Below are 24,701 nucleotides of genomic sequence, written 5' to 3'. Positions count from 1 at the left end.
AAAAATTGAATTCAAAAAAGTAAAATCAACTATTTATGGCTGTTAAATATTCTGAAATATATTGATAAATAAGGCCTAAAATATTTATATGAAATATACAAAAATTTAATTATCTAAACATTGAAGCAAATCAAAAAACAACATAATCCACACTTGACCCATAAATCCATTATGCAATGTAATTAATGTTAATACTTATGTTTTTTTATTAAAAAAAATGACTCATCAATTCATTTTAATGTTAGAAGATTAAATATTGATCAAAAAATATGGGCAGGCAAATATGAACAATCAAAGTATAATATCTGATGGGAGAGAAAAAGATACATATTTTGTTACACCCAATGATATTATAAATATCTTACCTACAGATAAAAATTATTGTTTATTTCTGGATATTGATGGAACATTAGCTCCATTTCAAATTCATCCTGAGCATAGTTTTATTCCAAATACTACCTTAGAAGTTATAAAAAAAATTATTGAATTAAATATACCCGTGATTGCTGTAACAGGACGTGATGTTGAAACAGCGGGTAAGCTACTTCAGTCTATTGAATTACCTATAGCGGGCTTACATGGTTTAGATATTTATTTTGATTCTGATACTTATATTCGCCCAGATTTAAGCGATATTAATTTTCAAAAATTAAAAGAAGATATTATAAATTCTTGTGAAAAATATCCCGATTTATTAATTGAGGATAAAGGACATTCTATTGCTTTACATTATCGAAAAAACCCAGAATTAGAAGATAATGCAATTTATATTATGCAACAGATTAAATATTTTTATCCTCAATTAAAATTAAATAGAGGAAAATTTGTCGTTGAATTATTACCTAAACAGGCAGATAAAGGTAAAGCAATACAAACAGTATTAAATCATATTAATTTACCGTTAACCCACCCTATATTTATAGGAGATGATTTAACGGATGAATCAGGTTTCATTTTTATTAATCAACAGTTTGGCACTTCAATTAAAGTAGGTTCTGGTGAAACAGAAGCTCAATATAGATTAAAAGATATTAATAGTGTGTCTAATTTTCTTTTTTTCTTCCTAGAAAAAATAAAAAAGTTATACGTCAAAAATAGTCAAGATCAGAATGGAGAACAAATATGTCTAAATTAATCGTGTTATCGAATCGAATTAGTATGCCATCGGGTAAGGCTTCAGCAGGTGGCCTTGCAGTAGCTGTACAAGATGCATTAAATGATAGTAACGGCATTTGGCTAGGCTGGAATGGTCAGCAAATTACCGATACTGAAGCGCCTGAATTCGATCAGGCATATTCTCATGGGATCGACTACATTACCTGCCCTCTTACACATCAGCAATATGCACAGTACTACTGTGGTTTTGCCAATAAAGTATTATGGCCTGCCATGCATGATCGGGATGACCTGATCGAATATAATGCAGAAGAATATAATACCTACCAAAAGGTCAATCGTTTATTTGCTGAAAAATTACAACAGATTGCTCAGCCTGATGATCTTATTTGGGTGCATGACTATCACTTTTTCAGCGTAGCTCGTCATTGCCGTGAATTAGGTATGCAAAATAAAATCGGTTTCTTTTTGCATATTCCTTTCGCAAGCTTAAATATCTGGCGCAAGATCCCAGTTGCACTACAGTTGGTCCAAGATCTTTGCCAATATGATGTGATTGGTTTACAAACTCAAACCGATCAGAACACCTGTATGCAAACCTGTATGGGCTTACTTGAAGCTCAAAAAATACTAAGCGACAGAATCAGTTATAAGAAACGTCAAATCTTGATTAAGTCCTATCCTATCGGTGTTCAGCCAGAGCTTATTCAGCGCCAAGCACAACAGGCCTTTCATACACCATACGTATTTAACTTTGAAGATATACCACGTCAAAAAACAATTATTGGGGTTGACCGGATTGATTATTCAAAAGGTTTACTTGAGCGTTTCAATGCATTTGCAACTTTCCTTGAAACTAATCCTGAATATCATGGATTGGTACGTCACCTTCAAGTTGCAACGCCTTCACGTACAGATATTCCAGCCTATCAACGCTTATACCAACGCTTTAAGGCCAAATTAGAACTGATTAATGAAGAGTTTGCTCATGAAGATTGGCGACCTATCGATTGTTGCTTCGACACAGTTCAACATGACAGCTTGATGCATATTTATCGTCGTTCTGACATTTGCTGGATTAGCTCATTACGTGATGGTATGAATTTGGTCGCAAAAGAATATATTGCGGCTCAAGATCCAGAGAACCCAGGTGTGCTGATTTTATCTAAATATGCCGGTGCTGCTGAACAAATGACTCAAGCATTGATTGTTGATCCATTAGATAGAGCAGCCATGATGGATTCTTTAAAAACCGCTCTAGAGATGTCCAAAGCTGAACGTATTAATCGTTATGAACAGTTAATAGAAGGTTTAGCAGCTACTGACCTGAGCGATTGGCGAAATAATTTCTTGAAGGATTTAGAAAATTCTCCGACATTCACAAAGTCTAAATTGTCCTTACAAGAAAAGTATCAACCCACTTACCATGTTTTATAATAATTTAAGCTTAGGGAACATCGAGGATGTTTTTCTCGATGTTCCGCGGCTGGTAAGCAAGCTTAAATTACTTTGCCTTCACAAGAGTAAAGCGATTGAGTATAGCAATCATGGTTAATAAAACTGCCACTCCTGATAAGACGGTGGTTAGGCTAGTCCACTGGCCAATCAAACCAATTAAGGCTGGGCCACTTAATGAACCTGTATAAGCAATCGTTGACACTAAAGACAGTGCCGCTGCTTTAGGCATATCATTTTGGCGTCCAACACGAGAGAACATGACTGGTACAATATTAGAACAGCCTAAACCTAAAAGTGCATAACCCAATACGACAACTTGCCAAACAGGTGCCATCACAATAGTGACCATAGCAAGAGCAGCAACAATTGCACTATAAGTCACAATAGTTTTCTCACCCCACTGTTTTAACAAGATATGCCCTGCAAAACGACCACTTGTCATACTAAGCGCGAAGAAAGTATAAGCCAGCCCAGCAAAGGCAGGATTAAGCTGGTATTTACTAGTTAAATAAATACCACCCCAGTCCATTGCCGCACCTTCTGACAAAAAGGCAATAAAACACATCATCCCAATCAAAAGGATCGTACCATTCGGACGTGAAGATTTTTTAGGCGCGTCAGTTATTTCCGCTGCACCTTGTTCATCTTGCTCAAATGTTGTTAAGGCAGATGGAATGGCAACAAAGCTCACCACCAATAAAACCATGACTACAGACAATGTGCTCATGAGTGGTGAAAGGCCAATTGCTAATAGTGCAGTGACAAGCATGGCACCGATTAAACCGCCAAGGCTACACATACCATGAAAACTAGACATGAGCGCACGTAAGCTGTGCTTTTCCACCACAACTGCTTGTAAATTAATAGCAACGCCAAGACTACCTGCTGCCGTACCAAAAATGAATAACGCTACAGCCATCGATACAAGACTATGCCAGATCGTTAAACTTGGTAGTAATACCATCAAGAGTATGGTCGCCACAGCAATTAATGGACGACATCCCCAACGCTTAACTAAAGCCCCAGTCGCAGGCATAGCAATCATTGAGCCGATTCCCATACAAAGCAGCAATAAACCAAAATTTGCGTGATTTAGGTTTAAACGTTGCTGAGCATACGGAATAAGTGGTGCCCATGCAGATATCGCAAAGCCCAAGCTAAAAAAGCTAAGACGAGTTGCTAATCGTTGTGTACTTAAGAGAGTAGCTGTATCTAAAACAGCAGGTTTGGAAAATAACATATACGCGAAGCTCACCATAAAACCATTGGCGATCCATACCAACCGATTCCCCATAGAAAAACCCTTGCCTCATTAAATTTCTAGGCAAGGGTTTTTGTTGGCGAAATTATATCCAATTCCACAGAAAAAACATGGGGTCTGATACAAATTTTCTGACTTTTTTGTAACTGCCAAAGCCTTATGTAATAAGGCTTTGAATATATTCAATTTGGCAGAATTAACATTTAAATGGTGACTTCATTTTATTAAAATGAGCCAATAAAAAAACCCAGCCTAAGCTGGGTTTTTCAAGTCATTAAATTTGAGACTGGATATAATTTTGTAGGCCAATCAGTTCAATTAAACGCAACTGTTTTTCAAGCCAATAAGTATGGTCTTCTTCAGTATCTGATAATTGTTGACGTAACATGTCACGACTGATGTAGTCGCCTTTTTCTTCACAAAGTTTAATACCTGTCGCTAATTTTTCACGCACATGATATTCAAGTGCTAAATCAGCTTTTAAGCAAGATACAACGTCTGTACCAACATTGATATCTTCACGATGCATGTTTGGTTTGGCACCTAAAAATAATACACGACGAATAATCGCATCGGCGTGAGACGCTTCTTCTTGCATCTCATGGTCAATACGTTCATAAATCTTGTTTAAGCCCCAATCTTCATACATACGAGAATGGATTAAATATTGATCACGGGCAGCCAACTCTCCGCCAATGAGCATATTTAAATAGTCTATGACTTCTGGATTGCCACGCATAATAAATCTCCTATCGTATGAGTCTATTATGGGCAAACTTAAAAATGATTGCAAAACAAAAAATAGTTAAGTTTATGATTTTTATCAAATTAAAATGAGAAACATACGCATTTGCAGTTTAAGTTATTTAAATTTCCTTTGCAAAAAGAAACGCTTGTCCGATTTATAAGCTCAGACAAGCGTTCAAATATAGCAAAAACCATCAATTTATAAATTTGTAACTAAAATCAATGGTTCTTATTTCGCTAACCTTTTAGCTCAAAGTTTGCCCATAGCCTGCCATGAGTGATAAGAAATCTGTTTCATTCATGACAGGGATACCTAACTTTGCAGCTTTTTCTAATTTTGAACCCGCCTTCTCACCAGCAACTACACATTTTGTTTTGCTAGAAACACTCCCACTTACTCGTGCACCTAATGCTTGTAGCATTTGAGTGGCCTGATCACGGGTCATTTGCTCTAATGTACCTGTAAGTACCCAGCTTTCACCATTTAAAGGCTGACGCGTTGGTGCTGTTGGCGCATCCCAATGAATTCCTGCAGCAATTAAACGATCGAGTACTTCAATGTTATGCGGTGCCAAGAAAAAGTCAGCAATCCACTCTGCTGTAATATCCCCTACGTCTGGGGTTTTCTTTAAAGCTTCTACATTCGCAGCTTTAAGAGCCTCAAGCGTCTGGAATGTATTTGCTAACATTCTAGCCGTTGTTTCACCTACTCCACGAATACCTAATGCATAAATAAAACGTGCTAGAGTTGTTTTCTTACTTGCTTCAATCGCATCTATTAAGTTCTGTACTGACTTTTCTCCCATTTTTTCGATGCCCAACAGAGTTTCTCTGTGCTCATGCAAATGGTAAATATCAGCAACATCTTTAAGTAAATCGAGACGTAATAAAGATTCTACCCAACGATCTCCCAAACCCTCGATATCCATCGCTTTACGCGATACAAAGTGACGAATGGCTTCAATACGCTGTGCGGCACAATATAAACCGCCTGAACAACGTGCGAGAGCCTCACCTTCAGGCATCACTACAGGCGAAGCACATACTGGGCAGGACTCTGGTAAATGAACAACTTCTGCTTCAGCAGGACGGAACTCCGGCCAAACTTTTTCTACTTTAGGGATCACGTCACCCGTACGATATACACTTACCGTATCGCCAATGCGTACATCCAGACGATGAATTTCCCCAATATTATGCAACGTTACGTTAGAAACAGTCACACCACCCACAAAAACAGGGTTTAAGCGTGCTACAGGGGTCAAAGTCCCTGTACGCCCTACTTGCCAGTCAATCTGCTCAACTGTAGTTAATGCAGCTTGTGCCGGGAATTTATAAGCAGTTGCCCAGCGTGGTTCACGACTTAAGAAACCAAGCTGCTGTTGTTGTTTTAGGTCATCAACCTTCACCACCATGCCATCAATTTCAACTTGCAAGTTTGGACGTTCTTGCTGAATTTGCTCATAGCGCTGCTGTACTTCTTGAATTGAATTACACAAGTACTGACGCTCAGCAATTTGGAACCCAAGTTCCGTTAACCATTGCAAGCTATCATGCATGGTTGTTAGGCCATGATTTGGTTCACACTGTGCAATCCCATACGCATAAAATGCCAAAGGTCGAGCAGCAGCAATATTTGGATCAAGTTGTCTTAAACTTCCAGCGGCTGCATTTCGAGGGTTAGCGAAGGTTTTTTCTCCCTTTGCTTCTTGGTCAGCATTGAGTTTTTCAAAACCAGACTTTGGCATCAATACTTCACCACGTACTTCAAGTAGACGAGGTATTTCATATTTTTCTGAATGCAGAACTTTAGGTAAGTTACGAATGGTTTTAACATTTTGAGTAATGTCTTCACCCGTTTCGCCATCCCCACGGGTTACGCCGCGAACGAGTACGCCATTTTCATACCATAGTGAAATCGCAAGGCCATCGAGTTTTAACTCAACTTCATATTGTACTTTCTGGTTCGGAAGTCGCTCTTCTACACGGCGTGCAAATGCAAATAAGTCTTCTTGGTTAAATACATTACCAAGTGAAAGCATTGGCACCACATGTGTCACACTCTCAAATTTTGAAAGCGCTTGACCACCTACTTTCGTTGTTGGTGAGTCGGCTTGTACAAATTCCGGATATTGTTCTTCTAAAGCTTTTAACTGATGAAATAAATGATCATATTCACTGTCCGAGATTGTCGGCTGATCCATGACATAGTAGGCATGGTTATGCTTTGCAATCAGTTGAATAAGCTGACGCATCTGTTCGATCACGGAAGTTATTGCCATTATTTTATTCACCATAAAAAAGGGTGGAAATTTCTCCACCCTGAGCTGCGACTAGATATATTACAATTATCGCAACCTATACCAAAAATTTAAACTAGGCTGTTGCCTGTGCTGGACGATAATCAATCACATGATGGCGCCAATGTTCTTTTAACTGTGGCGTAAATTCAAGGTTATTTTCATCATAAACCTTACCATCAATTTCACGAGCAATAAGGCCTGCAATACTGGTCATCATGTCAAAACCGGTAACAGCTTTGCTGTTTGGAAGTGCAAGGAAAAATGCTAAGCCTTGAACTTGTTCAGTCGATAAAGTTTCTAAATCGAAACCAGCAGGACCATTATCAGTCATACGCAATACAGAGAACATCAATGCACTCGGCTCATCGGTATTTTCATAGCGGTGGAAACAAGACATTTCACCGTAACGTAGACCATATTTTAAAAGCACTTTCAGTGCTTTATCACCCGATAACGCACGGCGCGGATTTGGATATACATTTAATGCGATAATCTGCTCAGCCATTGCTAACGCACTTTCGTCATCAAAACGCTGCTGCTCATGTAAATGTACATCAAGAATGTTGCTTTCACCTTCAAACTCAGCAATTTCAGCAGTTTCGATATTTGGATTTAAGCTTAATTCCGGCTCAGTTTTCGGTTGCCCTTCTGCAACTTTTGGTTCTGATGAGCTAACAACTTCTGGTTCAGCAGAAACGGTATCAACTAACTCAACTGAACTATTTTCACTTACAGTTGGGCTAACAGTATTTTCTTCAGCTTTAACTTCTTCTACTTCTACTGGCGTATTTTCAACGGGTACTTGTGTCTGGACTGTTTGAGCTTGTGAAGCCTGTTCTAGTTCTTTTGTTCCCTTTTCTTCTGACTGTGCTGGCTCGCTTAAAGTTGGTTCCACTCGTTCAGCAACGGCTGCTGACGCAACAGTAACTTCTGGCTGTTCAAGTTGATCTCGTACATGACGAGGGATAACCGGTTGATTACTTTCAGGATTAATATGCAAATCACTGTCTAGCGAGGGTTCAGCATGGTTCGGCTTTTTTAAAATCATTCTTAAGCCAATTAGCATGATAATAATGGCAACAACGATGCCAATAATCGTATTGATTTCCATTCTATGACTCCGAAACTAACCCGTATTCTTTTGCCTGTTCTAAATTGACAGTGACTAATTTTGATGTACCCGGTTCAGGCATGGTTACACCCAACAAGTCAGTTGCCATGGTCATCGCCAGCTTATTATGTGTAATGTAAATGAATTGTACATGTTCAGAAAGCTCTTTTACCAAATTACAATATCTCTGTACATTCGCATCGTCGAGTGGAGCGTCCACTTCATCAAGTACACAAAACGGTGCCGGATTTAACCTGAAAATAGCAAATACTAATGCTAACGCTGTTAACGCTTTTTCTCCACCGGAAAGTAATGCTAGAGAACTGTTTTTCTTACCCGGTGGTCTCGCCATGAGCTTAACCCCAGATTGCCAATCATCCTCAAGACTTAAACTGGCTTCACCACCATTAAAAACTTTTGGAAATAGATTTTGTAACTCTTGATTAATCTGATCAAAAGTCGACATAAACAACTTACGGGTTTCTTGGTCAATGCTCTTCATCGCATCTTTTAACTGAGTTACCGTATTTTCCAAGTCTTGAATCTGGTGGCTCAACTCATCAAAACGCTGAGAAACTTCTTCAAACTCTTGTGAAGCAGCTAAGTTAACTGCACCGATTTTTTCAAACTGTTTCTGTACTTTTTCTAGTTTTTGCTGGTGTTCAGTTAAATCTATTTTCAAGCCCGTTTGAAGCTCGGCATTTAACTCTTTGAGCTGTTCTTGATAGTGCTCTCGGTCCGACTTGGCGGCTTGCCATGCTAAACGTTTGGCTTCAAGCTGCTCTCTAAGCTTTTCATCTTGCTGTTGGTATTGATGGCGTTGATCTGTAAGCGTTTGTTGCTTCTCTTGGACACTATTAAGCTCAATCTGCCATTCATTCCATGTCTTTTGCAGCTTTTCGGTTTGAGCAAACTGTTGTTGAAACTCTGACTCAAGGTTTGGCAACTCTAACTGAATAGGGTCAACAAACTTTTTCGCCTGTTCCATTTGCGCTGTAATTTGTTGATATTGGCTCTGCAAGAACGAAATATCTTTTTCAAGCAGCTCAATTTGTTGAGTTGTCTGCGTACTATTACGTCGTAAAATCTCACGTTCTTGTTGTTGCTGTTGTAAGACTTGTTGCTGTTCCTCAAGCTGCTCTGTTAATTCTTCTACCTGAAATTGCAAAGTTTTATAGTCAGGTAAAATAGTTTCGAGCTTCATTGCCAATGCATGCAAATCAATTTCAAGATCATCTTTTTGCATCGCATCTTCTTCAAGCTGCGTATCTAATTGAGCGAGTTGATCTTTCAATTGCTGTTTTTGCAATAAAAATGCTTGTGCTGCGGTTTGTTGCTTGGCAATTTGTACATCAAGCTGTTGCAAGTCTTTTTGTTTTTGTTTAATGACTTGTTGTTTTTGCTGTAGGTCAACTTGTAACTGTCCTAGCTCATCTTTTTGCTGAACTATAATTTGATCTAATGCTTGTAATTCTGGTTGCTGCTTTTGAAGAACTTGTTCAATTTCGTCTAGACGAATACGATGACTGAGCATACCTTGCGCACTTTGACTTTCGTCATCATACATAAGAGCAATTACCCAATCTTGCCCGACATGATAACCATCTAAAGTCAAAATAGACTGGCCATATTGCAGTTGCTTTTGTTCATTTAAAGCATGAGATAAATCTTGTGCAATCGCTACATTCGAGAATATTGATAGCTGTGGCGATGCAATCCAATCATTCAAGCAAGTCAGGTTCCCCTTAAATTTGCTTGATTGCTCTGAAGGCTTTAACTGGCGAGCAATTCCTTCCTGAAAGGCTTGTTCAGTTTCAACAATATGTGCCTGCAACCATTTTGCTAAAAACTTTTCAATAATCTGCGCGTGTGGTTTGCCCTGCTCTGTTAACTCTAAAGCCTGCATTAAACGTAGCGTATCTTGGTTTTGCTTTGGACTTTGTTTAGCAACAAGCTGGCTTAAGTTTTTCTGCTCTGATAATAAAACCTGTATTTCTGTTTTTAACGTTTGCTGCTGGTTTTTATTTGCCTGATACGATTGTTGAGCTTGTTCAATACGCTGCACATACTGCTCAATTTCCGCTTCTAACGTTGAAATTTCACGACAAAGCTGCTGCTGTAATTGCTCAAGCTCGCCTTGTTCATCTTCGTGTACTTGCGATTGGATCTGGTTTGCTTGATGTTGCAGCGTTTCTTTTTGCTGTTCAATGCGCTGTACATTTTTGCCTAATTGCTCGATTTGGGCAGACATTTGCATTTTTTGCTGCTGTTGTTTTTCAACCTGAGCTTTTACTTGCTCAAATTGTTGCTGCGCTTGCCGTTGCTGTGATTGTAACCCGGCAAAACTTTGCTCTGCTTCAGCTGCTGTATGCTCAATTGCAGTTAAAGCTTCGGTTTGCTCTTCTAACTGGCTATTCAGTGTTTCGAGTTGCAATTCAGAAAGCTGTAAACGTTCTTTCGTTTGGGCTTTTTGCTGTTCTAACTGAACGAGAGTTGTACTATTTTGCTGAAATAAACTTTGTTTTTGCTCTAGAGTCATTTTCAGTTCAGACAGTTTCTTTTCAGCTTGTTGCCATTCTTGTTGTAACGGTGAAGATTGCTGAATAAGTCGCTGAAATAAAGCACTGGTAGATTCTAAATCATGTTCAATCGTACTTAATTCTGAACGAACTAATTTAAATGTTTCCCCCAGTTCGTTCATTTGAACGGTATATTCTTCTTGTAGGCGTACACTTTTCTCTGCCTGAAAAGACAAAATTTCAATTTTTAGGGTACGAATCTGGCTTTCTAACGTTTTATATTGAACTGCCGCTTCTGACTGGCGTTTAAGCGTTTTAAGCTGCGATTTTAACTCAAGCGCAATATCTTCCAAGCGTGAAAGGTTTTGCTCCGTATGTTCAAGATGTTGCAAGGTTTCGCGTCGACGCGCCTGATAGCGTGAAACACCTGCCGCCTCTTCAATGAAAATACGCATTTCTTCAGGCTTGGCATCAACCAAGCGGTTGATCATGCCTTGTTCAATGACTGCGTAAGAGCGTGGCCCTAACCCTGTTCCCAAGAAAATGTCAGTAATATCACGGCGGCGGCAACGTGTACCATTTAAGAAATACTCAGATTTACCTTCGCGAGTCACCTGACGACGAACTGCGAGCTCATTATAAGCGTTATAAGCTCCACCTAATTTGCCATAGGTATTGTCAAAACGCAGTTCTACACTAGCAACCCCAACAGGCTTACGCTTGGATGTTCCGGTAAAAATAACATCTTGCATGCTACCACCACGTAGCTGACGAGCGTTTGACTCCCCCATCACCCAGCGGATCGCATCAATAACATTGGATTTGCCACAACCATTTGGACCAACCACTGCTGTGCGGTTCGCCTTAAAATTTAAAGTTGTACTATCTGCAAAAGATTTAAAGCCGGAAAGTTTTAAACTGCTTAAACGCATAATGCCCTAACTAGCGGCGTGAGCGTCTCGCCCAAGCCAATTCAATCTGTTTCATTCGTGTCAGCGATTCCAACACAAGGTTACGTAAGTGTCGACAAAAATCTTCCATAAATAAAGCGGCTTGTTGTGATTTTCGGATCAAAATTGCATCAGTCACGAGTTTAAATAATGCAAACGCTTCTTGTAGTTCCCGTTTAGAGGTATTTAGCGTCAAAAAATAACTACGACGTAATGATGGTAATAATTCTTTATAAAATTTCATTAAATAAGGATTACCGACCATATCTTGTTGTTCAGCAAGATATTGGAAAATAGCATCGTAGAATTTTTCAATATCGCCTGCTTTTACATGCTCAAGAAGCTGTTCTAACAAGAGTTGTAATTGATCGGCTTCATGGGCACGCCATGTTTCGCTTATGCGTTGTACAATATGCCCCAATAACATCATATTTGTATCAAATAACGCTTTGACCTGTTGTGCCGACATTTCCGAAACAATTGCACCACGACGCGGAAAAATTTCAATGAGATGCGTACGCTCGAGTAATAATAGCGCCTCACGAACTGATCCCCTACTTACGTCAAGTTCTTTAGCGATACGAAGCTCTTGTATACGTTCGCCCTCAACCAATTCGCCACTAATAATCTGTTCGCTAATATATTTGACAATTTGCTCAGAAAGACTTTCTGTCTCTTCGAGATTCATAAATCACCCGCTACTTTTTATATGCATTAATCCATGCTTTTCTTTCGCATCCTTGTTTTTAACTGATCCCATCCATTAAAAACTATGTCATTGTCTGACAATTTTATTGCATTTTAAGCCAACCCACCCAAAATCCATACAGAAATCGGATGAAAAACTCACCTTTAATCTTTTCAAGTCTTCAAATAAAAAAGCTTAAACCGTGAGAGTCTAAGCTTTCTTTTCTATATATTTTTAATAAAACATTTTTAATTCATAAAACCTTTATAAATAAAATAACTGCCGACCACGACTAACAAGCAAGCAAAGCATTTTTTTAGCATTTGTGGTGACAATGCGTGGGCAACCTTGGCCCCAAGTTTAGCGGTGACAAAACTCATGACACTAATACCAATAAAAGCATAGATATGGATATATCCAATCGTATTAGGTACAGAAATGTGCTCTTTAGCACCAAACCACATAAAACCAATTGCACCTGCAATAGCAATAGGTAAACCACAAGCAGCAGAGGTCGCAACTGCTTTTTGCATGACTACGCCATGACGGTTTAAATATGGAACGGTTAAACTTCCTCCCCCAATTCCAAAAATTGCAGAGGCAATACCAATGCCTCCACCCGCCATGAATTGCATAGGGGTTGAAGGAAGCTGACGTGTTGGGTCAACCACAACATGGGCTCCTTTGAACATCCGATAAGCCATCACAACAGCAAAGACACCAATAAGAAGCTGTAAATGCTGTCCAGACAAAAGGTCGGCAATACCTGCACCTAAAAAGGAACCAATCACTAGTCCCGGTGCTAAATTACGAAAAACAGGCCAGAGGACTGCACCTTTTTTATGATGAGCCGAAACTGAACTAAAGGAAGTCACAATAATGGTTGCTAGGGAGGTTCCGACTGCAATATGTATGATTACCGCGGGATCATAGTGCAACTGGGTAAAAACGACATAGAGAATTGGTACAATAATTAGTCCACCACCAACTCCAAACAGTCCGGCAGTAAAACCAGCAATTGCGCCAATGAGTAAATATATGATTAACTCCATAAATGTTTTACCACTCTGCTCATATTCAACATGGATTTAGAGACTCGCCAACTACAACAACTTTTAAGCGCAAAAAACCAGCTTCCAGAAGTGGTTTTATTAAAAGCAACCACAACTTCGACCAATGATGATATTCGTGAAATTGCCCAAAAAGGCATTACAACAGGCTTGGTTTGCAGTGCTCAACAAACTCAAGGGCGAGGTCAACATCAACGGCAATGGATTTCACCTGAAGGAAACATTTATTTAAGCACATTGGTGCAAACTCGAACACCCTTAGATGGTCGCTTAGCACTTGAAGTTGCGTTGAATATTTTGCAAATTCCACAGCTACAACCTTTGAGCCTACAAGTGAAATGGCCAAATGATTTGTATAGTACACAAGGAAAATGGGGCGGAATTTTGGTTGAGCCTCTTTCCCAACATCAGGCGATTGTAGGTGTAGGTATTAATTTAAAAACACCACCAGTCACTGATAGTGATCAACCGATCACGTCTCTAGAAGATTTAGGCCTAGAGCAAATGAGTCGTCTTGAGTTAATTTCGGAGCTTTATGTTGCAATTCAAAATGCAGCCCGCTGGTTTGATCATGGTTGTTATAACCTTGCAGGACGTTTTAACCACCATGCTGCATGGCTTAATCAGTTAGTTCAGTTCGAACATAGTCAAGGACTGGTATATGGCCGTTTCGTTGGAATCTCTAATGAAGGTGCGGTGATTCTTGAAACTCCTGAACCACAGCAGTTTTATCAAGGTCGTCTAAGACCACAAACCACTCAGTAATCAGGTATTTTTCCCATGAAAAGTTTATGGCTTGATATCGGAAACACCCGTTTAAAATACTGGATTACTGAAAATCAGCAAATTATTGAACATGCAGCTGAGTTACATTTGCAGTCCCCTGCCGATTTATTACTGGGATTAATCCAACACTTTAAACATCAAGGCTTGCATCGTATTGGGATTTCTTCGGTTCTCGATACCGAAAATAATCAGCGTATTCAGCAGATTTTAAAATGGCTAGAAATTCCTGTTGTTTTTGCCAAAGTGCATGCTGAATATGCAGGTTTACAATGTGGCTATGAAGTTCCAAGTCAGCTCGGGATTGACCGCTGGCTACAGGTACTTGCTGTTGCTGAGGAAAAAGAAAACTATTGCATTATTGGTTGCGGAACAGCGCTTACTATTGATTTAACCAAAGGCAAACAGCATTTAGGCGGTTATATTCTGCCAAACCTTTATTTACAGCGTGATGCGCTGATTCAAAATACCAAAGGTATTAAAATTCCTGATTCGGCTTTTGATAATCTAAATCCAGGCAATAACACCGTAGATGCAGTACATCATGGTATTTTACTGGGCCTCATTAGTACGATTGAAAGCATTATGCAACAATCACCTAAAAAGCTACTCCTCACAGGTGGCGATGCTCCTCTTTTTGCAAAATTTCTACAGAAGTACCAACCTACTGTTGAAACAGATCTTTTACTTAAAGGGTTGCAACAATATATTGCATATCATCCTAAAGATTAATAAATACTCTACAAAATAAAAGGCGCTCTGGGCGCCTTTTATTTTATATTTTTATTTCTTTTGGTCATTGTTCCCAAACAGTGGTCCCATACCACCACCACCGCCAAATTGTTTTTGCATATTGCCTAATGAGCGCATCATTTTGCTCATACCAGATGGATTCGCAAACTTCTTCATCATTTTAGCCATTTGTGCTTGTTGCTTAATGAGTTTATTCACTTCAGCTACATCCATACCACACCCAGCTGCAATACGTTTTTTACGGCTTGGGTTCATCAGGTCTGGATTACGGCGTTCCTTAACAGTCATTGACTGGATAATAGCTTCCATCTTTTTGACTTGTTTTTCAGGGTTCGCTTGCTCAATCGCTTGCTGAATCCCTGCACTGCTCATGCCTGGCAACTTGTCTAAGAAGCCCATCATGCCGCCCATCTTCTTCATTTGCTCAAATTGCATCAGCATATCTTCAAAGTTGAAGCTGCCGCCTTTTTGCAATTTTTTCGCCATTTTTTCGGCTTTTTCTTTGTCGATTTTACGTTCAACTTCTTCGACTAAAGAAAGTACGTCACCCATACCTAAAATACGTTGGGCAACACGGTCCGGATGGAATGGTTCTAAAGCATCAAGCTTTTCGCCCATACCTAAGAACTTAATTGGCTTACCGGTAATCGCACGTACAGAAAGTGCCGCACCACCACGCGCATCACCATCAGTTTTAGTAAGAATCACACCTGTAAGCGCTAAAGCATCATTAAAGGCTTTTGCTGTATTTGCAGCATCCTGACCTGTCATAGCATCAACCACAAACAAGGTCTCAGTCGGCTTAACTGCTGCATGCAATTCTTTAATTTCGTCCATCATGTCTTCATCGACATGCAAACGGCCCGCCGTATCGACAATCAACACATCAGCAAACTGGATTTTTGCCTGGTCAATTGCACGGTTAACAATATCAATTGGTTTTTCAGAAGGATCTGATGGAATAAAGCCTGCACCAACTTCTGTTGACACAGTTTCTAACTGTTTAATCGCTGCCGGACGATAAACGTCGGCAGAAACGGTCATTACTTTTTTCTTTTGACGTTCTTTTAAGAAACGTGCCAGCTTGGCTGCTGTCGTTGTTTTACCTGCACCTTGTAAACCAGCAAGTAATACCACAACTGGAGGCTTAGCACTTAAATCCAGTGTTTCATTGGCCTCACCCATCATCTTGGTGAGTTCATCATAGACAATTTTTACAAATGCCTGGCCTGGAGATAACTGAGTCATCACTTCTTGGCCCAATGCCTCTTCCTTAACTTTCGCGATAAATTCACGAGTTACAGGTAACGCGACATCGGCTTCAAGAAGAGCCATACGTACTTCACGTAAGGTATCTTTAATATTGTCTTCGGTCAGCTGCCCTGAGCCAGTAACATTTCTTAAACTCTGCGTGAGTCGTTCTGTTAAGGTATCAAACATTGCAAAATCCGCTTAAAATGGCTAGTTGCAAAAAAATCTTTCTCGAAATAGAAAATTTATGCATAGAATGCTATAGGATACTTTAGTTCGCAGCGAATTTATATCTTATCTAGATGAATTAATCCTGAAAAAGGTTTGACATGATTAGCCTCCCCTTGGTTTACACAATTTTGGCACTCATCGCATATACCACTTCTTTCTGGTATCTGTTCATACGTTTAATGTCAAAACGTGAACCAAACCCATGGTTATTTGCTTTTGTTACGACCTTAGCACTGCTGTTACATGGCACAGTTTTATGTCATGCCATGCTGACGCCATCAGGAATTAACTACGATGTTTTTAATCTGGTGTCTTTTACATCAGGACTTATGTTGTTGTTAAGCTTAGTTTTTAGTACTTTCCGCCCGATTGTACCGTTAAACTTGCTCGGCATTCCTGTAGCGGCGATTGGTCTTATTTTAGGTTTTGCATTTAGCCGTCCCGATCAGTTTATTGAACAGCATTCATTAGGTTTAGATACTCATATTATTCTTTCACTTTCTGCTTATGCTGTTTTACTGATGGCAACCATACATGCGATCTTGATATGGTTCCAAAACCGTGAACTCAAAAAGAAACAAAAAAAACGTATTTGGGTCAATTTACTTCCATCCATTCAGGCCATGGAGTCTTTATTATTTGACCTCATCATTACTGGTTTTATTTTATTAACCATTGCTCTCGCGTTTGGTTTCTTAACAGTTGATAGCTTCTTTGCCCAGCATCTCGCTCATAAAACCGTATTTAGTATTATTTCATGGTTTATTTATGGCTCTTTATTGATTGGCCACTATAAACTTGGCTGGCGCGGTCAAAAAGCGATTCGTTTCACCTTAATTGGTTTTGCATTATTAGCGATCGGTTTTATTGGCAGTAAATTTGTGCTTGAGATGATATTGGGCCGATAAAACAATTAAAATTTCAGCACTACTAGACAGCGTTATACATATCCCGTATAACGCTGTTTTTGTTTTGCTCAGGTGACTCAGACTGTGAAACTCATACTCGCTCCAATGGAAGGTTTAACTGACCCGATCATGCGGGATACACTCACATCTGTTGGTCACTTCGACTGGTGTGTAACCGAGTTTATTCGCGTTACAGACAGTATTTTGCCAGACCATATTTACTATAGTTTTTGTCCTGAACTTAAAAATGATGGTAAAACAGCTGCTGGAACACCTGTACACGTCCAGTTCTTAGGCAATAACCCAGATATGCTGGCAGCAAATGCGGCAAAAGTCGTTGAACTGGGTGCTCCTGCAATCGACCTTAATTTTGGTTGTCCTGCAAAAACCGTCAATCGACATCGAGGTGGTTCGGTACTTCTTGATGAACCAGACGTAGTACATATGCTGATTAAAGCTGTTCGAGATGCTGTACCTGCGCACATCCCTGTTTCAGCAAAAATGCGTTTAGGTTATCTAGATGAAAACCACACCATGGAAAACGCCCATGCTGTTGAAGATGCGGGTGCAAGCTGGTTAACTGTACATGCTCGTACTAAAGCAGATGGTTATACGCCACCAGCTTATTGGGAAAAAATTCTGCCTATTAAAGAAGCTTTAAAAATTAATGTGATTGCTAACGGCGAAATCTGGACCAATGCTGATGCTAGAGCTTGCCAGCAACAATCTGGCTGTGAAGATTTAATGATTGGCCGTGGTGCAGTGACTACTCCAGATTTAACACAATGTATTCGCCAAAATATGGATGAAGCACTGTTTACTTGGGAACAACTGGTTGACTTACAAATACGTTTTTTAAATGGTCAAGCAAAAACAGAAATTGGGATGGTTGGCCGTTATAAGCAGTGGTTAGGTATGATGACAAAAGCCTATCCTCAAGCGAAAGAATTATGGGACCAAGTGAAACGCATTAAAGCTTTAGATGAAATTGTTCAGCAGCTAGAGCAAACCAGTTCTTCTCGTATTTAATCACTCAAACAAAAGAGAGCGATTGTTTAGACAACCGCCCTCTTTTGGTATTTCAGGTTAAGTAATTATTAATTATTTTTTTAAAAGCCACTTACTTTCATTTTAAAGTCGGTCACCGAAGCACCCGTAACTCCAAAACTCCCCATAGACCCATTGGGTAAATTATTAAATGTTGTTGTACTTTGTGTACCTAAATTTCCTAAAGTCACATTGTTAAGTGATGCATCAAATTTACTAGATACACCTATATTTCCAAAGGTAAGTCCTGTCGGGTCAACTCCAGCATAAAATCCATCAAGAACAAAACCCGTTGACGCATTCGTACCTGCAAATTTAAACCCAAATGTAGCACCTGTGTTATCGGAAACTAAAGTAATCGGGCAGCCAGATGCAGCAGAACAAATCGATTGAATAGCTCCTCCAAATTTAACCATAACCGACTGGGCAGCATGTCCCAATTGAATATTTAAACGAGGCTTATTGGTTTGTACAAAGTTAATATCAAGATTACCAGTAGAACGAATCAGCTCTTTTACCCCGGTATTCACCGTTGTGCCCGAACTAAAAATTGATTTTGGTGCATAACTTGTTAATGCATAATCGGATGGGCTAGATAAAGATGTACTTGGTGCTAAATAAACTGAAAATGGTAAAAGCCGAATACCATTTACGTCACTCCCCATCGTGACAGCTAAATTTAAAAAAGGATTTCCACCACCAGCATCGGTATCGATTGCAATATTAAAAGAAGGATTTGTAGATACAGCAGCTTTAATAAACTCTATGCCAGGAACCGGATTAGTAGAGTTTCCTGCAATGATAAGACCTGCTTTACTGTTGTAAGACGTAGATGCAATACCGTTCGTATCAATCAAGGCAACTTGATTAAATTTAACTTGATCGGCCTGAATACCTAAAGTTAGACCATTTTGACCCGTCGCAGCTGCAAGACTTTGATCATCCAAAGGTTGCATCGCGCAAACACTTGAACTACCGGCAAGTAACAGCCAGCACCCTATATTTTTATTTTTCATGTCGCTCTAATCCTTAAGAGACAAACGTTTATTATTTGTTCAGACTATCAGAATAATATTCAAGTACAAAGCAATTATCTCTATAACCCGACGAATGCAAATCCAATCACACTAAACTAAAATTTATATAAAAAAGTGACGTTAAACGTCACTTTTATTGATTAGTTAAAGGCGCCATTTCTAGGCACAATGCTAAAGCTACTATTTAGACGTCCCCCCGTAATTGCAAGCTCACCTAAACGTGCTCCTGCACCCGTTGAAGGTGGATAGAAATTAATATCTTTTACACGTAATGCGCCGTCAATACTCTTATCAGGATTAAAATAAACCGCGGTATTTACACCAACTTTACCTAAACCACTTGCAGTATCTTTACCCACAACTAAAGCGGTATTAAACGCTAGCTTTCCAGTAATATTGTCAAATCCAATTGCAGAACCATCAATCGGATCACTAATTTGTACAGTATTTCCAGTTGCTGTCGCAGGCATTGTAAAATCACCTAGTACAGTTAAAGCACTACCATCTGCAATTGAACTATTCGGCACTATCGATAAATTAAGATCGCCGCCTAAACGTAGTTTTAAACCAAATAAGACATCATTATTTTTGGCAAAGTTATCGATTGGGGAAGTACAAGACCCGGTTGCCGGACAAGTTTTATATTTAGCTCCTGGTAAATAACCTGCTGCAATTTCGGTTGATAAAGCAAGTAACATATCTTTTAAACCGATATTTAAACTGCCATTTTCTAAACCAATAGTGCCATTGCCTTTGAGGAACATATCAATATTACGTAACCCCATATAATAATCGGTAGGGTTGCCCGCATTATTAGCATTTGGAGAACCATCAATTAATAAAATTGAAGTTGTTTTAGTACCGCCTGCATCTCGACCTGTCGTTCCGACAGCTATACCAAAACCTAAACGTGAAGTTGTACCAGATGTTGCAACTAAATTTTGAATCGGTTTACCGTTGGCATCTTTTGTATAGTAATAAGCACCATTTGCAGGCGCATCTACACCATAGACAGCGGCATTCGCATTTAAATTATAAAAAGGTAATGCCAAACCCCACTGGTTATTTAAACCATTATCTGCAAATTGATTGGCAGCAGCGACATTTGCACTGGTGGTAAAACGACCGCGTCTTGAAAATGCCTGAAACTCTGCTCCACGCATGGCAAGAATTAGGCTAAATGGATTGGTAACCGTATCACGGTGGATATTATGTTGATAATCGGCAGCAGTTGTTAAAGTGCCTGATCCTAAACGAATTGCATTTAGTGTTGCGTTATTTGGCATTAATAAGGTTTTTGTATCAGCAAGATTTAGATAAATATTTCCGCTGTCAAAATAACCGCGTGTAGCCGAGTTCAGCCCCGTTAAATTACCGAATTCAAAACCATAGGCGTTCAGCCCTGCCCCACCAATTTCCAAGGTAGTTGCTTTACCATCTGAACCTAACATCGAATCATTATCTTTAGTGAACTCCCCTTTCATACGAAAGGCAATTCCAGAGTTACCTAAAATACTATTACTTGAACCCGTTCCAGAAGCCGTATTGGCAGTACCTAATGTTGTTTTATCTGAAGAGCCATCCATACCACGGACTTGTAGGTAACTGTTAACCATACGGCCGCTAGCACCTAAACGAATCAAGCCTTTAGAATTCTGTGGGCTATTTGTCGTGTCTAGGGCATAAGGATTTGCCTTATCAACATTTGAGCTAAGCATTACCTCAATATTCAGACCTGAATTGGTTACTTTCCCACTACTGTCTACATATGTACCAGCAGTTAAACCAGAAGCAGAATCGGCGACACGATTAAAATCGACATAGCCATAGGTACTATTTGGAGTTTGCCCAACCGCAGCAGTATTATTCCCTGTATTAGTTTGTAAGACTATGCCACGGGTAGGATCAATAAACATGACGCCTTTACCAACAAAATTAAAGTTAAAATTCTTTAATATCAATTGATTTAGCTGACTACGCGCGTCTAATTGCCCCAAATAAATATTTGCATTATTTAGACCAAGCGTCATGCTTGACTGACTATTCGGGCTAAATAAACCATCTTGAGTAGTAAGAGCCAAGTCTAAAGGCGAAGTGGTTTGTATAGCCAACTGTCCTAAAGTAGGTGAACAAGCAGCCGAACTATTACAGACTTTGACGCTATTTACAGTAATGAGCGAGGGACTACTTTGCATAGAAAAATCGACCCCTGCTTTACCTGTAGTCGCATTACTTCCTACGTCTAAACGGTAGTTTGTACCTAAAGCTTGTGTAGAGGCATTACTTTTTTGTATTTTTACGCCACTCGCTTGAGCTCTTAAAATTTGATCAGCACTTGTTGGTGTGCCTGCATGGTCGTCCCAATAAGCATTATCAATATTGATTTCGTTGAAAGTCGTTTGTATCGAGATTCCATCTTGACCATTGACTGCACTCAAATCGGCATCTGTTAACGCTTCTAAAGCAAAAACCTGTCCGCTCACTAACAACATACTGGCTGTTAATGTATTTAAAATAAACTTTGAGCCGTGACTTTCTTTATTTTTGTTCATCACTTCAGTTCCTTTGAAATCTACATTAACCTTTAACAACGTGGATGGCTTCCATCACAGCTAAAGACCATGACTTTTCCTTGAATTGCTAAGTTGCCATTCATCATTAAGCCCATAAATCCTGTTTCACGACCGTAGTCATACGCCGATGGGGTTGCAGTAGCCACTTGCTGGTTCGCACTATTAGCAGTCGCTGCATAAGTTGGCTTTTTGAAATATGCATAATCATACATATTTGCACTCGAGCCTTGCGTTGTTGTTGAGCTCGTAAAGTTATCTTGCTCAATTGACAGAGCATTAAAACCAAAATTACGAATTAAAATTGGCTGTGCTGCACTAAAACTAAGTTGAATAGCCGGTTTTATAATTTCAGTATTACTTTTATCAAGATACTTTAAATCAGCACCATCCAAACCCATTTTTTGAATATTTAAAGTGCCTTGCACACCTTTAAATACTAACCAAAGTTTATTACCGCTGTCACTATTTTCAGCCCAACCACTTGGCTTAGTCGCGTCTGCTTGCACAAAACGTTTATTAATTGCTAAACCAATGTGACAGAACTCTACGTTTTCACAAACTCCACCACTGCCATTATCAAATATACCGTTACTGGTCTGGTTTAAATTAAGCATCAAAGATAAATCAGCACCAGCTTGGCCATTAATTGCCTGTAATGCATCATTATCCAAGGTTTGCAATTCTGCATGAGTCACAGTTGCACAAAGAGCAAAGAGCAAAGCAGTTATTTTTTTCATCGCGTTACTCTCCTCTTATAAACCTTTTGTGGTGAGCTTTAAATGTTGAATTAAAACACCATCAATAACAGCTGACCCCATGTTATTACTAATTGAAGAGCTAATTTGTGCTCCTGATAATTTATACGTGTTTATATCTGCATTTGGTGTAGTCGTATACCAACGTCCATTATTGTAAAGTGCATCAGGTAAAGGTGTACCATTTGGTACAACAAATTGAGCCCCATTCCCTGCATCTGTGGTGGTATACCCTGTCGTGTTGGTTGTCGGATTATAATAAGCAGTACTATCAATATTCGCCCAGTTTGCTCCTTGAGAATCAAATCTTAAGCCTGAGCCAGCATTTCCTGTCCAGCCTGTTGCCGTACGGTATTGCCAAGTATCATAACAAGTGCTTAAGTTTAAGAATCCACAGCTATAGCTACCACCACGACGTTCTTGATTTTGTAATTGATAGAAGTTTCTAGTTTGTGTTGTAGCAGTAACAGTTCCTGTCGGTAGTTTCCCAAAAGAAATACCTACAGCATCTTGAGCATTATTCCCTTTAAATGCCTCTAGAGTATTATTCGTTGCATTATAAACAGTAGAACCAATCGAGATACTACTATGTGTTGCATTAGAACCTTGATAGGTTTTACCACCTAAGGTTACATTGGCACCACATTGGTAAACATTACAGGTGGAGCCGAGGTAACTACTATCTGTTCCAGTATAGTCAGTATAAATTTTCTTATAGATTTCTGGTTTATTCGGAATACGCGCTAGTTCCAAACTAAAGTTTTTACCATCTGAACTCAAAACTAAAGGTTGATATAAAGACCCTAATACAAGATTAATATTAGGGTTATAAAGATATAAACCTTCGTTTGCATCAAAGGTTGGTGCAAGCCCCCCATTAATAGCGGGAGTAATTAAATTCCCCTGTCCAGTACCAGATTCACGAGTACTCAAACGCAATACATTATTCATAGCGCTATCAGTTGGTGCAGTCCATGAACCTGTTGAAGTAATAGTAGTCGTTTGACTACGAATACGATATAACCAATCGGAACTAGGAGAATTATTGCTAGGCGCTCCAGTATATTGAGTACTATAACGATTTACCCATGGTCCTACTGTAGATGTTGGGGTATTTGCAGTAATTGTTGCTCTTAAATTAGTTGCATCGCCACTATTTAAACGTACAACACCCGCAAAACCTAAAGTATTGTTATAAAATGGACTCAAACCATTTGCGGATGTTGCACCACCCAAAGTTTGGAAGAGCTGTAGACGGCTACCATTTAAACTAAAATTATTCCAAATACCTTGCAGACGTAAACGATTCGCGCGGCTTGCATCAGTACTCGTGCCGATCAAACCATTAGAGTCACCATAGTTAAATTGATCTGTTGCACCATTTATTTTATTTGGATTACGAACAAAAATATCTGACCATAAACCTAATTTAAGTTTATAGGCATCAAGTCCAGCAGTATCTCTTGTCCCTACTTCATATAAAGGCGCTTCTAAAGCTAAATAGGTTACTTGGCAAGTTGGATCAGCTGCTCCACTACAATTTGTTGCACTGAAATTAGGCACAGAGTTTTCTGTCGCAACTTTAAAAATCCACGGATTAATAGCTGTACCCCAACTCGAAATTGCAGCTGCTGTATCGGTAGAAGCAAGACGGGTATTTGTATCGTTATCTGATTTAGAAAGAGCTAAACCATAAAGAAAAATATCAGCTTTACCTACTGCACGGTCCCCAGAGTCAATCGTACCGTTTTTATTCGTATCTGCAGCAGTCATACTTAAAGGCCCAACAGGCACATAATTAATATAACCTGTATCTTTAGTACGATCCGTTAAAATTTGATTGGTGGTTTCGTTCGCTCCAGCTCCGCGCAATACCATGTAAGTATTTTGAGGTAAAATAGCAATACCTTCACCAGTAGTTTCACTCAAACCAGCATCAGAGAGTTCTTCAAGAGCGAAACTCGATTGGCTTATACAAAGCCCAATTAAAGTTGCCAAAACGGTTTTTTGAAACCTTACCGTATAATTAAGTGTAGTCATCTTGACCTTCCTGTTTTATACGATGCCGTGCACCATATTTATTTTTCTTTAACAATCCTTGATGCTAGGTGAAGCCATCCTTTTCACCTTAGACCAGAAG

General features: G+C 39.3%; 18 protein-coding genes. 6 read left to right on the top strand and 12 right to left on the bottom strand.

Going from position 1 to position 24,701, the window contains the following annotated elements; all coding sequences use genetic code 11:
• Window positions 1-283: 283 nt before the first annotated feature.
• Both otsB and EGT34_RS15045 read left to right on the top strand, forming a co-directional pair.
• Entirely contained in the window at window positions 284-1,135 is an 852-nt protein-coding gene (gene otsB, locus EGT34_RS15050; RefSeq protein WP_001064763.1) for a trehalose-phosphatase, read from the top strand.
• Window positions 1,123-2,553, top strand: coding sequence for an alpha,alpha-trehalose-phosphate synthase (UDP-forming) (locus tag EGT34_RS15045; RefSeq protein WP_000040106.1), 1,431 nt, complete (start codon window positions 1,123-1,125; stop codon window positions 2,551-2,553). The genes otsB and EGT34_RS15045 overlap by 13 nt, the downstream gene beginning before the upstream one ends.
• A gap of 67 nt (window positions 2,554-2,620) precedes the next feature.
• On the opposite strand, the gene EGT34_RS15040 is transcribed toward EGT34_RS15045, so the two are convergent.
• The 7 genes from EGT34_RS15040 to EGT34_RS15010 form a co-directional block, all read right to left on the bottom strand.
• Entirely contained in the window at window positions 2,621-3,814 is a 1,194-nt protein-coding gene (locus tag EGT34_RS15040; RefSeq protein WP_001992131.1) for an MFS transporter, read from the bottom strand.
• 295 nt (window positions 3,815-4,109) lie between these two features.
• Entirely contained in the window at window positions 4,110-4,574 is a 465-nt protein-coding gene (gene ftn / locus EGT34_RS15035) for a heteropolymeric bacterioferritin subunit Ftn (RefSeq protein ID WP_001214863.1), read from the bottom strand.
• A 253-nt stretch (window positions 4,575-4,827) separates the two neighbouring features.
• On the bottom strand, window positions 4,828-6,864 hold the full coding sequence (ligA, locus tag EGT34_RS15030; RefSeq protein ID WP_001018835.1) for an NAD-dependent DNA ligase LigA: 2,037 nt from the start codon (window positions 6,862-6,864) through the stop codon (window positions 4,828-4,830).
• A 94-nt stretch (window positions 6,865-6,958) separates the two neighbouring features.
• Window positions 6,959-7,996 (bottom strand): cell division protein ZipA C-terminal FtsZ-binding domain-containing protein, encoded by a 1,038-nt coding sequence (locus tag EGT34_RS15025; RefSeq protein WP_000405211.1) that lies wholly within the window; start codon window positions 7,994-7,996, stop codon window positions 6,959-6,961.
• A 1-nt stretch (window position 7,997) separates the two neighbouring features.
• Window positions 7,998-11,447, bottom strand: a complete 3,450-nt coding sequence (gene smc / locus EGT34_RS15020; RefSeq protein ID WP_001239987.1) for a chromosome segregation protein SMC — start codon at window positions 11,445-11,447, stop codon at window positions 7,998-8,000.
• A gap of 10 nt (window positions 11,448-11,457) precedes the next feature.
• Window positions 11,458-12,153 (bottom strand): GntR family transcriptional regulator, encoded by a 696-nt coding sequence (locus EGT34_RS15015; protein ID WP_001047228.1) that lies wholly within the window; start codon window positions 12,151-12,153, stop codon window positions 11,458-11,460.
• Between the two features lie 248 nt (window positions 12,154-12,401).
• Window positions 12,402-13,205, bottom strand: a complete 804-nt coding sequence (locus EGT34_RS15010; RefSeq protein ID WP_031974816.1) for a sulfite exporter TauE/SafE family protein — start codon at window positions 13,203-13,205, stop codon at window positions 12,402-12,404.
• A 30-nt stretch (window positions 13,206-13,235) separates the two neighbouring features.
• Here EGT34_RS15010 and EGT34_RS15005 point away from each other — a divergent pair, with 30 nt between their 5' ends.
• Window positions 13,236-13,988 carry a biotin--[acetyl-CoA-carboxylase] ligase gene (locus EGT34_RS15005; RefSeq protein ID WP_000362828.1) on the top strand — a complete coding sequence of 251 codons (753 nt, stop codon included), beginning with the start codon at window positions 13,236-13,238 and terminating at the stop codon, window positions 13,986-13,988.
• 15 nt (window positions 13,989-14,003) lie between these two features.
• Window positions 14,004-14,738, top strand: a complete 735-nt coding sequence (locus EGT34_RS15000; protein WP_000839417.1) for a pantothenate kinase — start codon at window positions 14,004-14,006, stop codon at window positions 14,736-14,738.
• Between the two features lie 51 nt (window positions 14,739-14,789).
• Here the strand turns inward: EGT34_RS15000 and ffh are convergent, their stop codons facing one another.
• Window positions 14,790-16,199, bottom strand: a complete 1,410-nt coding sequence (gene ffh, locus EGT34_RS14995; RefSeq protein WP_000460627.1) for a signal recognition particle protein — start codon at window positions 16,197-16,199, stop codon at window positions 14,790-14,792.
• 140 nt (window positions 16,200-16,339) lie between these two features.
• On the opposite strand from ffh, the gene EGT34_RS14990 reads away from it, so the two are divergent.
• Together EGT34_RS14990 and EGT34_RS14985 are read left to right on the top strand one after the other, a co-directional pair.
• Entirely contained in the window at window positions 16,340-17,149 is an 810-nt protein-coding gene (locus tag EGT34_RS14990) for a cytochrome C assembly family protein (RefSeq protein WP_000624642.1), read from the top strand.
• An 84-nt stretch (window positions 17,150-17,233) separates the two neighbouring features.
• On the top strand, window positions 17,234-18,178 hold the full coding sequence (locus tag EGT34_RS14985) for a tRNA dihydrouridine synthase (RefSeq protein WP_002067888.1): 945 nt from the start codon (window positions 17,234-17,236) through the stop codon (window positions 18,176-18,178).
• An 80-nt stretch (window positions 18,179-18,258) separates the two neighbouring features.
• Here the strand turns inward: EGT34_RS14985 and EGT34_RS14980 are convergent, their stop codons facing one another.
• From EGT34_RS14980 to EGT34_RS14965, 4 genes are all read right to left on the bottom strand, one after another.
• Entirely contained in the window at window positions 18,259-19,212 is a 954-nt protein-coding gene (locus EGT34_RS14980) for a DUF6160 family protein (protein WP_000791865.1), read from the bottom strand.
• A 161-nt stretch (window positions 19,213-19,373) separates the two neighbouring features.
• Window positions 19,374-21,785, bottom strand: coding sequence for a DUF6160 family protein (locus tag EGT34_RS14975; RefSeq protein WP_024437615.1), 2,412 nt, complete (start codon window positions 21,783-21,785; stop codon window positions 19,374-19,376).
• Between the two features lie 32 nt (window positions 21,786-21,817).
• Entirely contained in the window at window positions 21,818-22,543 is a 726-nt protein-coding gene (locus tag EGT34_RS14970; protein WP_000724341.1) for a DUF6160 family protein, read from the bottom strand.
• Between the two features lie 15 nt (window positions 22,544-22,558).
• Window positions 22,559-24,601 (bottom strand): hypothetical protein, encoded by a 2,043-nt coding sequence (locus EGT34_RS14965; protein ID WP_000209708.1) that lies wholly within the window; start codon window positions 24,599-24,601, stop codon window positions 22,559-22,561.
• Window positions 24,602-24,701 lie beyond the last annotated feature (100 nt).

Origin of the sequence: Acinetobacter sp. FDAARGOS_558 (assembly GCF_003937785.1) — a bacterium.
Taxonomy (GTDB): domain Bacteria; phylum Pseudomonadota; class Gammaproteobacteria; order Pseudomonadales; family Moraxellaceae; genus Acinetobacter; species Acinetobacter baumannii.
This window is presented reverse-complemented; position numbering and strand designations above follow the sequence as displayed.

What these genes read in the sequence shown, in the direction of transcription:
- smc (WP_001239987.1), bottom strand. Translation starts at nt 11,447, where the DNA reads ATGCGTTTAAGCAGTTTAAAACTTTCCGGCTTTAAATCTTTTGCAGAT.
- ligA (WP_001018835.1), bottom strand. Translation starts at nt 6,864, where the DNA reads ATGGCAATAACTTCCGTGATCGAACAGATGCGTCAGCTTATTCAACTG.
- EGT34_RS14990 (WP_000624642.1), top strand. Translation starts at nt 16,340, where the DNA reads ATGATTAGCCTCCCCTTGGTTTACACAATTTTGGCACTCATCGCATAT.
- EGT34_RS15040 (WP_001992131.1), bottom strand. Translation starts at nt 3,814, where the DNA reads ATGTTATTTTCCAAACCTGCTGTTTTAGATACAGCTACTCTCTTAAGT.
- EGT34_RS15045 (WP_000040106.1), top strand. Translation starts at nt 1,123, where the DNA reads ATGTCTAAATTAATCGTGTTATCGAATCGAATTAGTATGCCATCGGGT.
- EGT34_RS15015 (WP_001047228.1), bottom strand. Translation starts at nt 12,153, where the DNA reads ATGAATCTCGAAGAGACAGAAAGTCTTTCTGAGCAAATTGTCAAATAT.
- EGT34_RS14965 (WP_000209708.1), bottom strand. Translation starts at nt 24,601, where the DNA reads ATGACTACACTTAATTATACGGTAAGGTTTCAAAAAACCGTTTTGGCA.
- EGT34_RS15000 (WP_000839417.1), top strand. Translation starts at nt 14,004, where the DNA reads ATGAAAAGTTTATGGCTTGATATCGGAAACACCCGTTTAAAATACTGG.
- EGT34_RS14970 (WP_000724341.1), bottom strand. Translation starts at nt 22,543, where the DNA reads ATGAAAAAAATAACTGCTTTGCTCTTTGCTCTTTGTGCAACTGTGACT.
- EGT34_RS14980 (WP_000791865.1), bottom strand. Translation starts at nt 19,212, where the DNA reads ATGAAAAATAAAAATATAGGGTGCTGGCTGTTACTTGCCGGTAGTTCA.
- ftn (WP_001214863.1), bottom strand. Translation starts at nt 4,574, where the DNA reads ATGCGTGGCAATCCAGAAGTCATAGACTATTTAAATATGCTCATTGGC.
- EGT34_RS15010 (WP_031974816.1), bottom strand. Translation starts at nt 13,205, where the DNA reads ATGGAGTTAATCATATATTTACTCATTGGCGCAATTGCTGGTTTTACT.
- ffh (WP_000460627.1), bottom strand. Translation starts at nt 16,199, where the DNA reads ATGTTTGATACCTTAACAGAACGACTCACGCAGAGTTTAAGAAATGTT.
- otsB (WP_001064763.1), top strand. Translation starts at nt 284, where the DNA reads ATGAACAATCAAAGTATAATATCTGATGGGAGAGAAAAAGATACATAT.
- EGT34_RS15005 (WP_000362828.1), top strand. Translation starts at nt 13,236, where the DNA reads ATGGATTTAGAGACTCGCCAACTACAACAACTTTTAAGCGCAAAAAAC.
- EGT34_RS15025 (WP_000405211.1), bottom strand. Translation starts at nt 7,996, where the DNA reads ATGGAAATCAATACGATTATTGGCATCGTTGTTGCCATTATTATCATG.
- EGT34_RS14975 (WP_024437615.1), bottom strand. Translation starts at nt 21,785, where the DNA reads ATGAACAAAAATAAAGAAAGTCACGGCTCAAAGTTTATTTTAAATACA.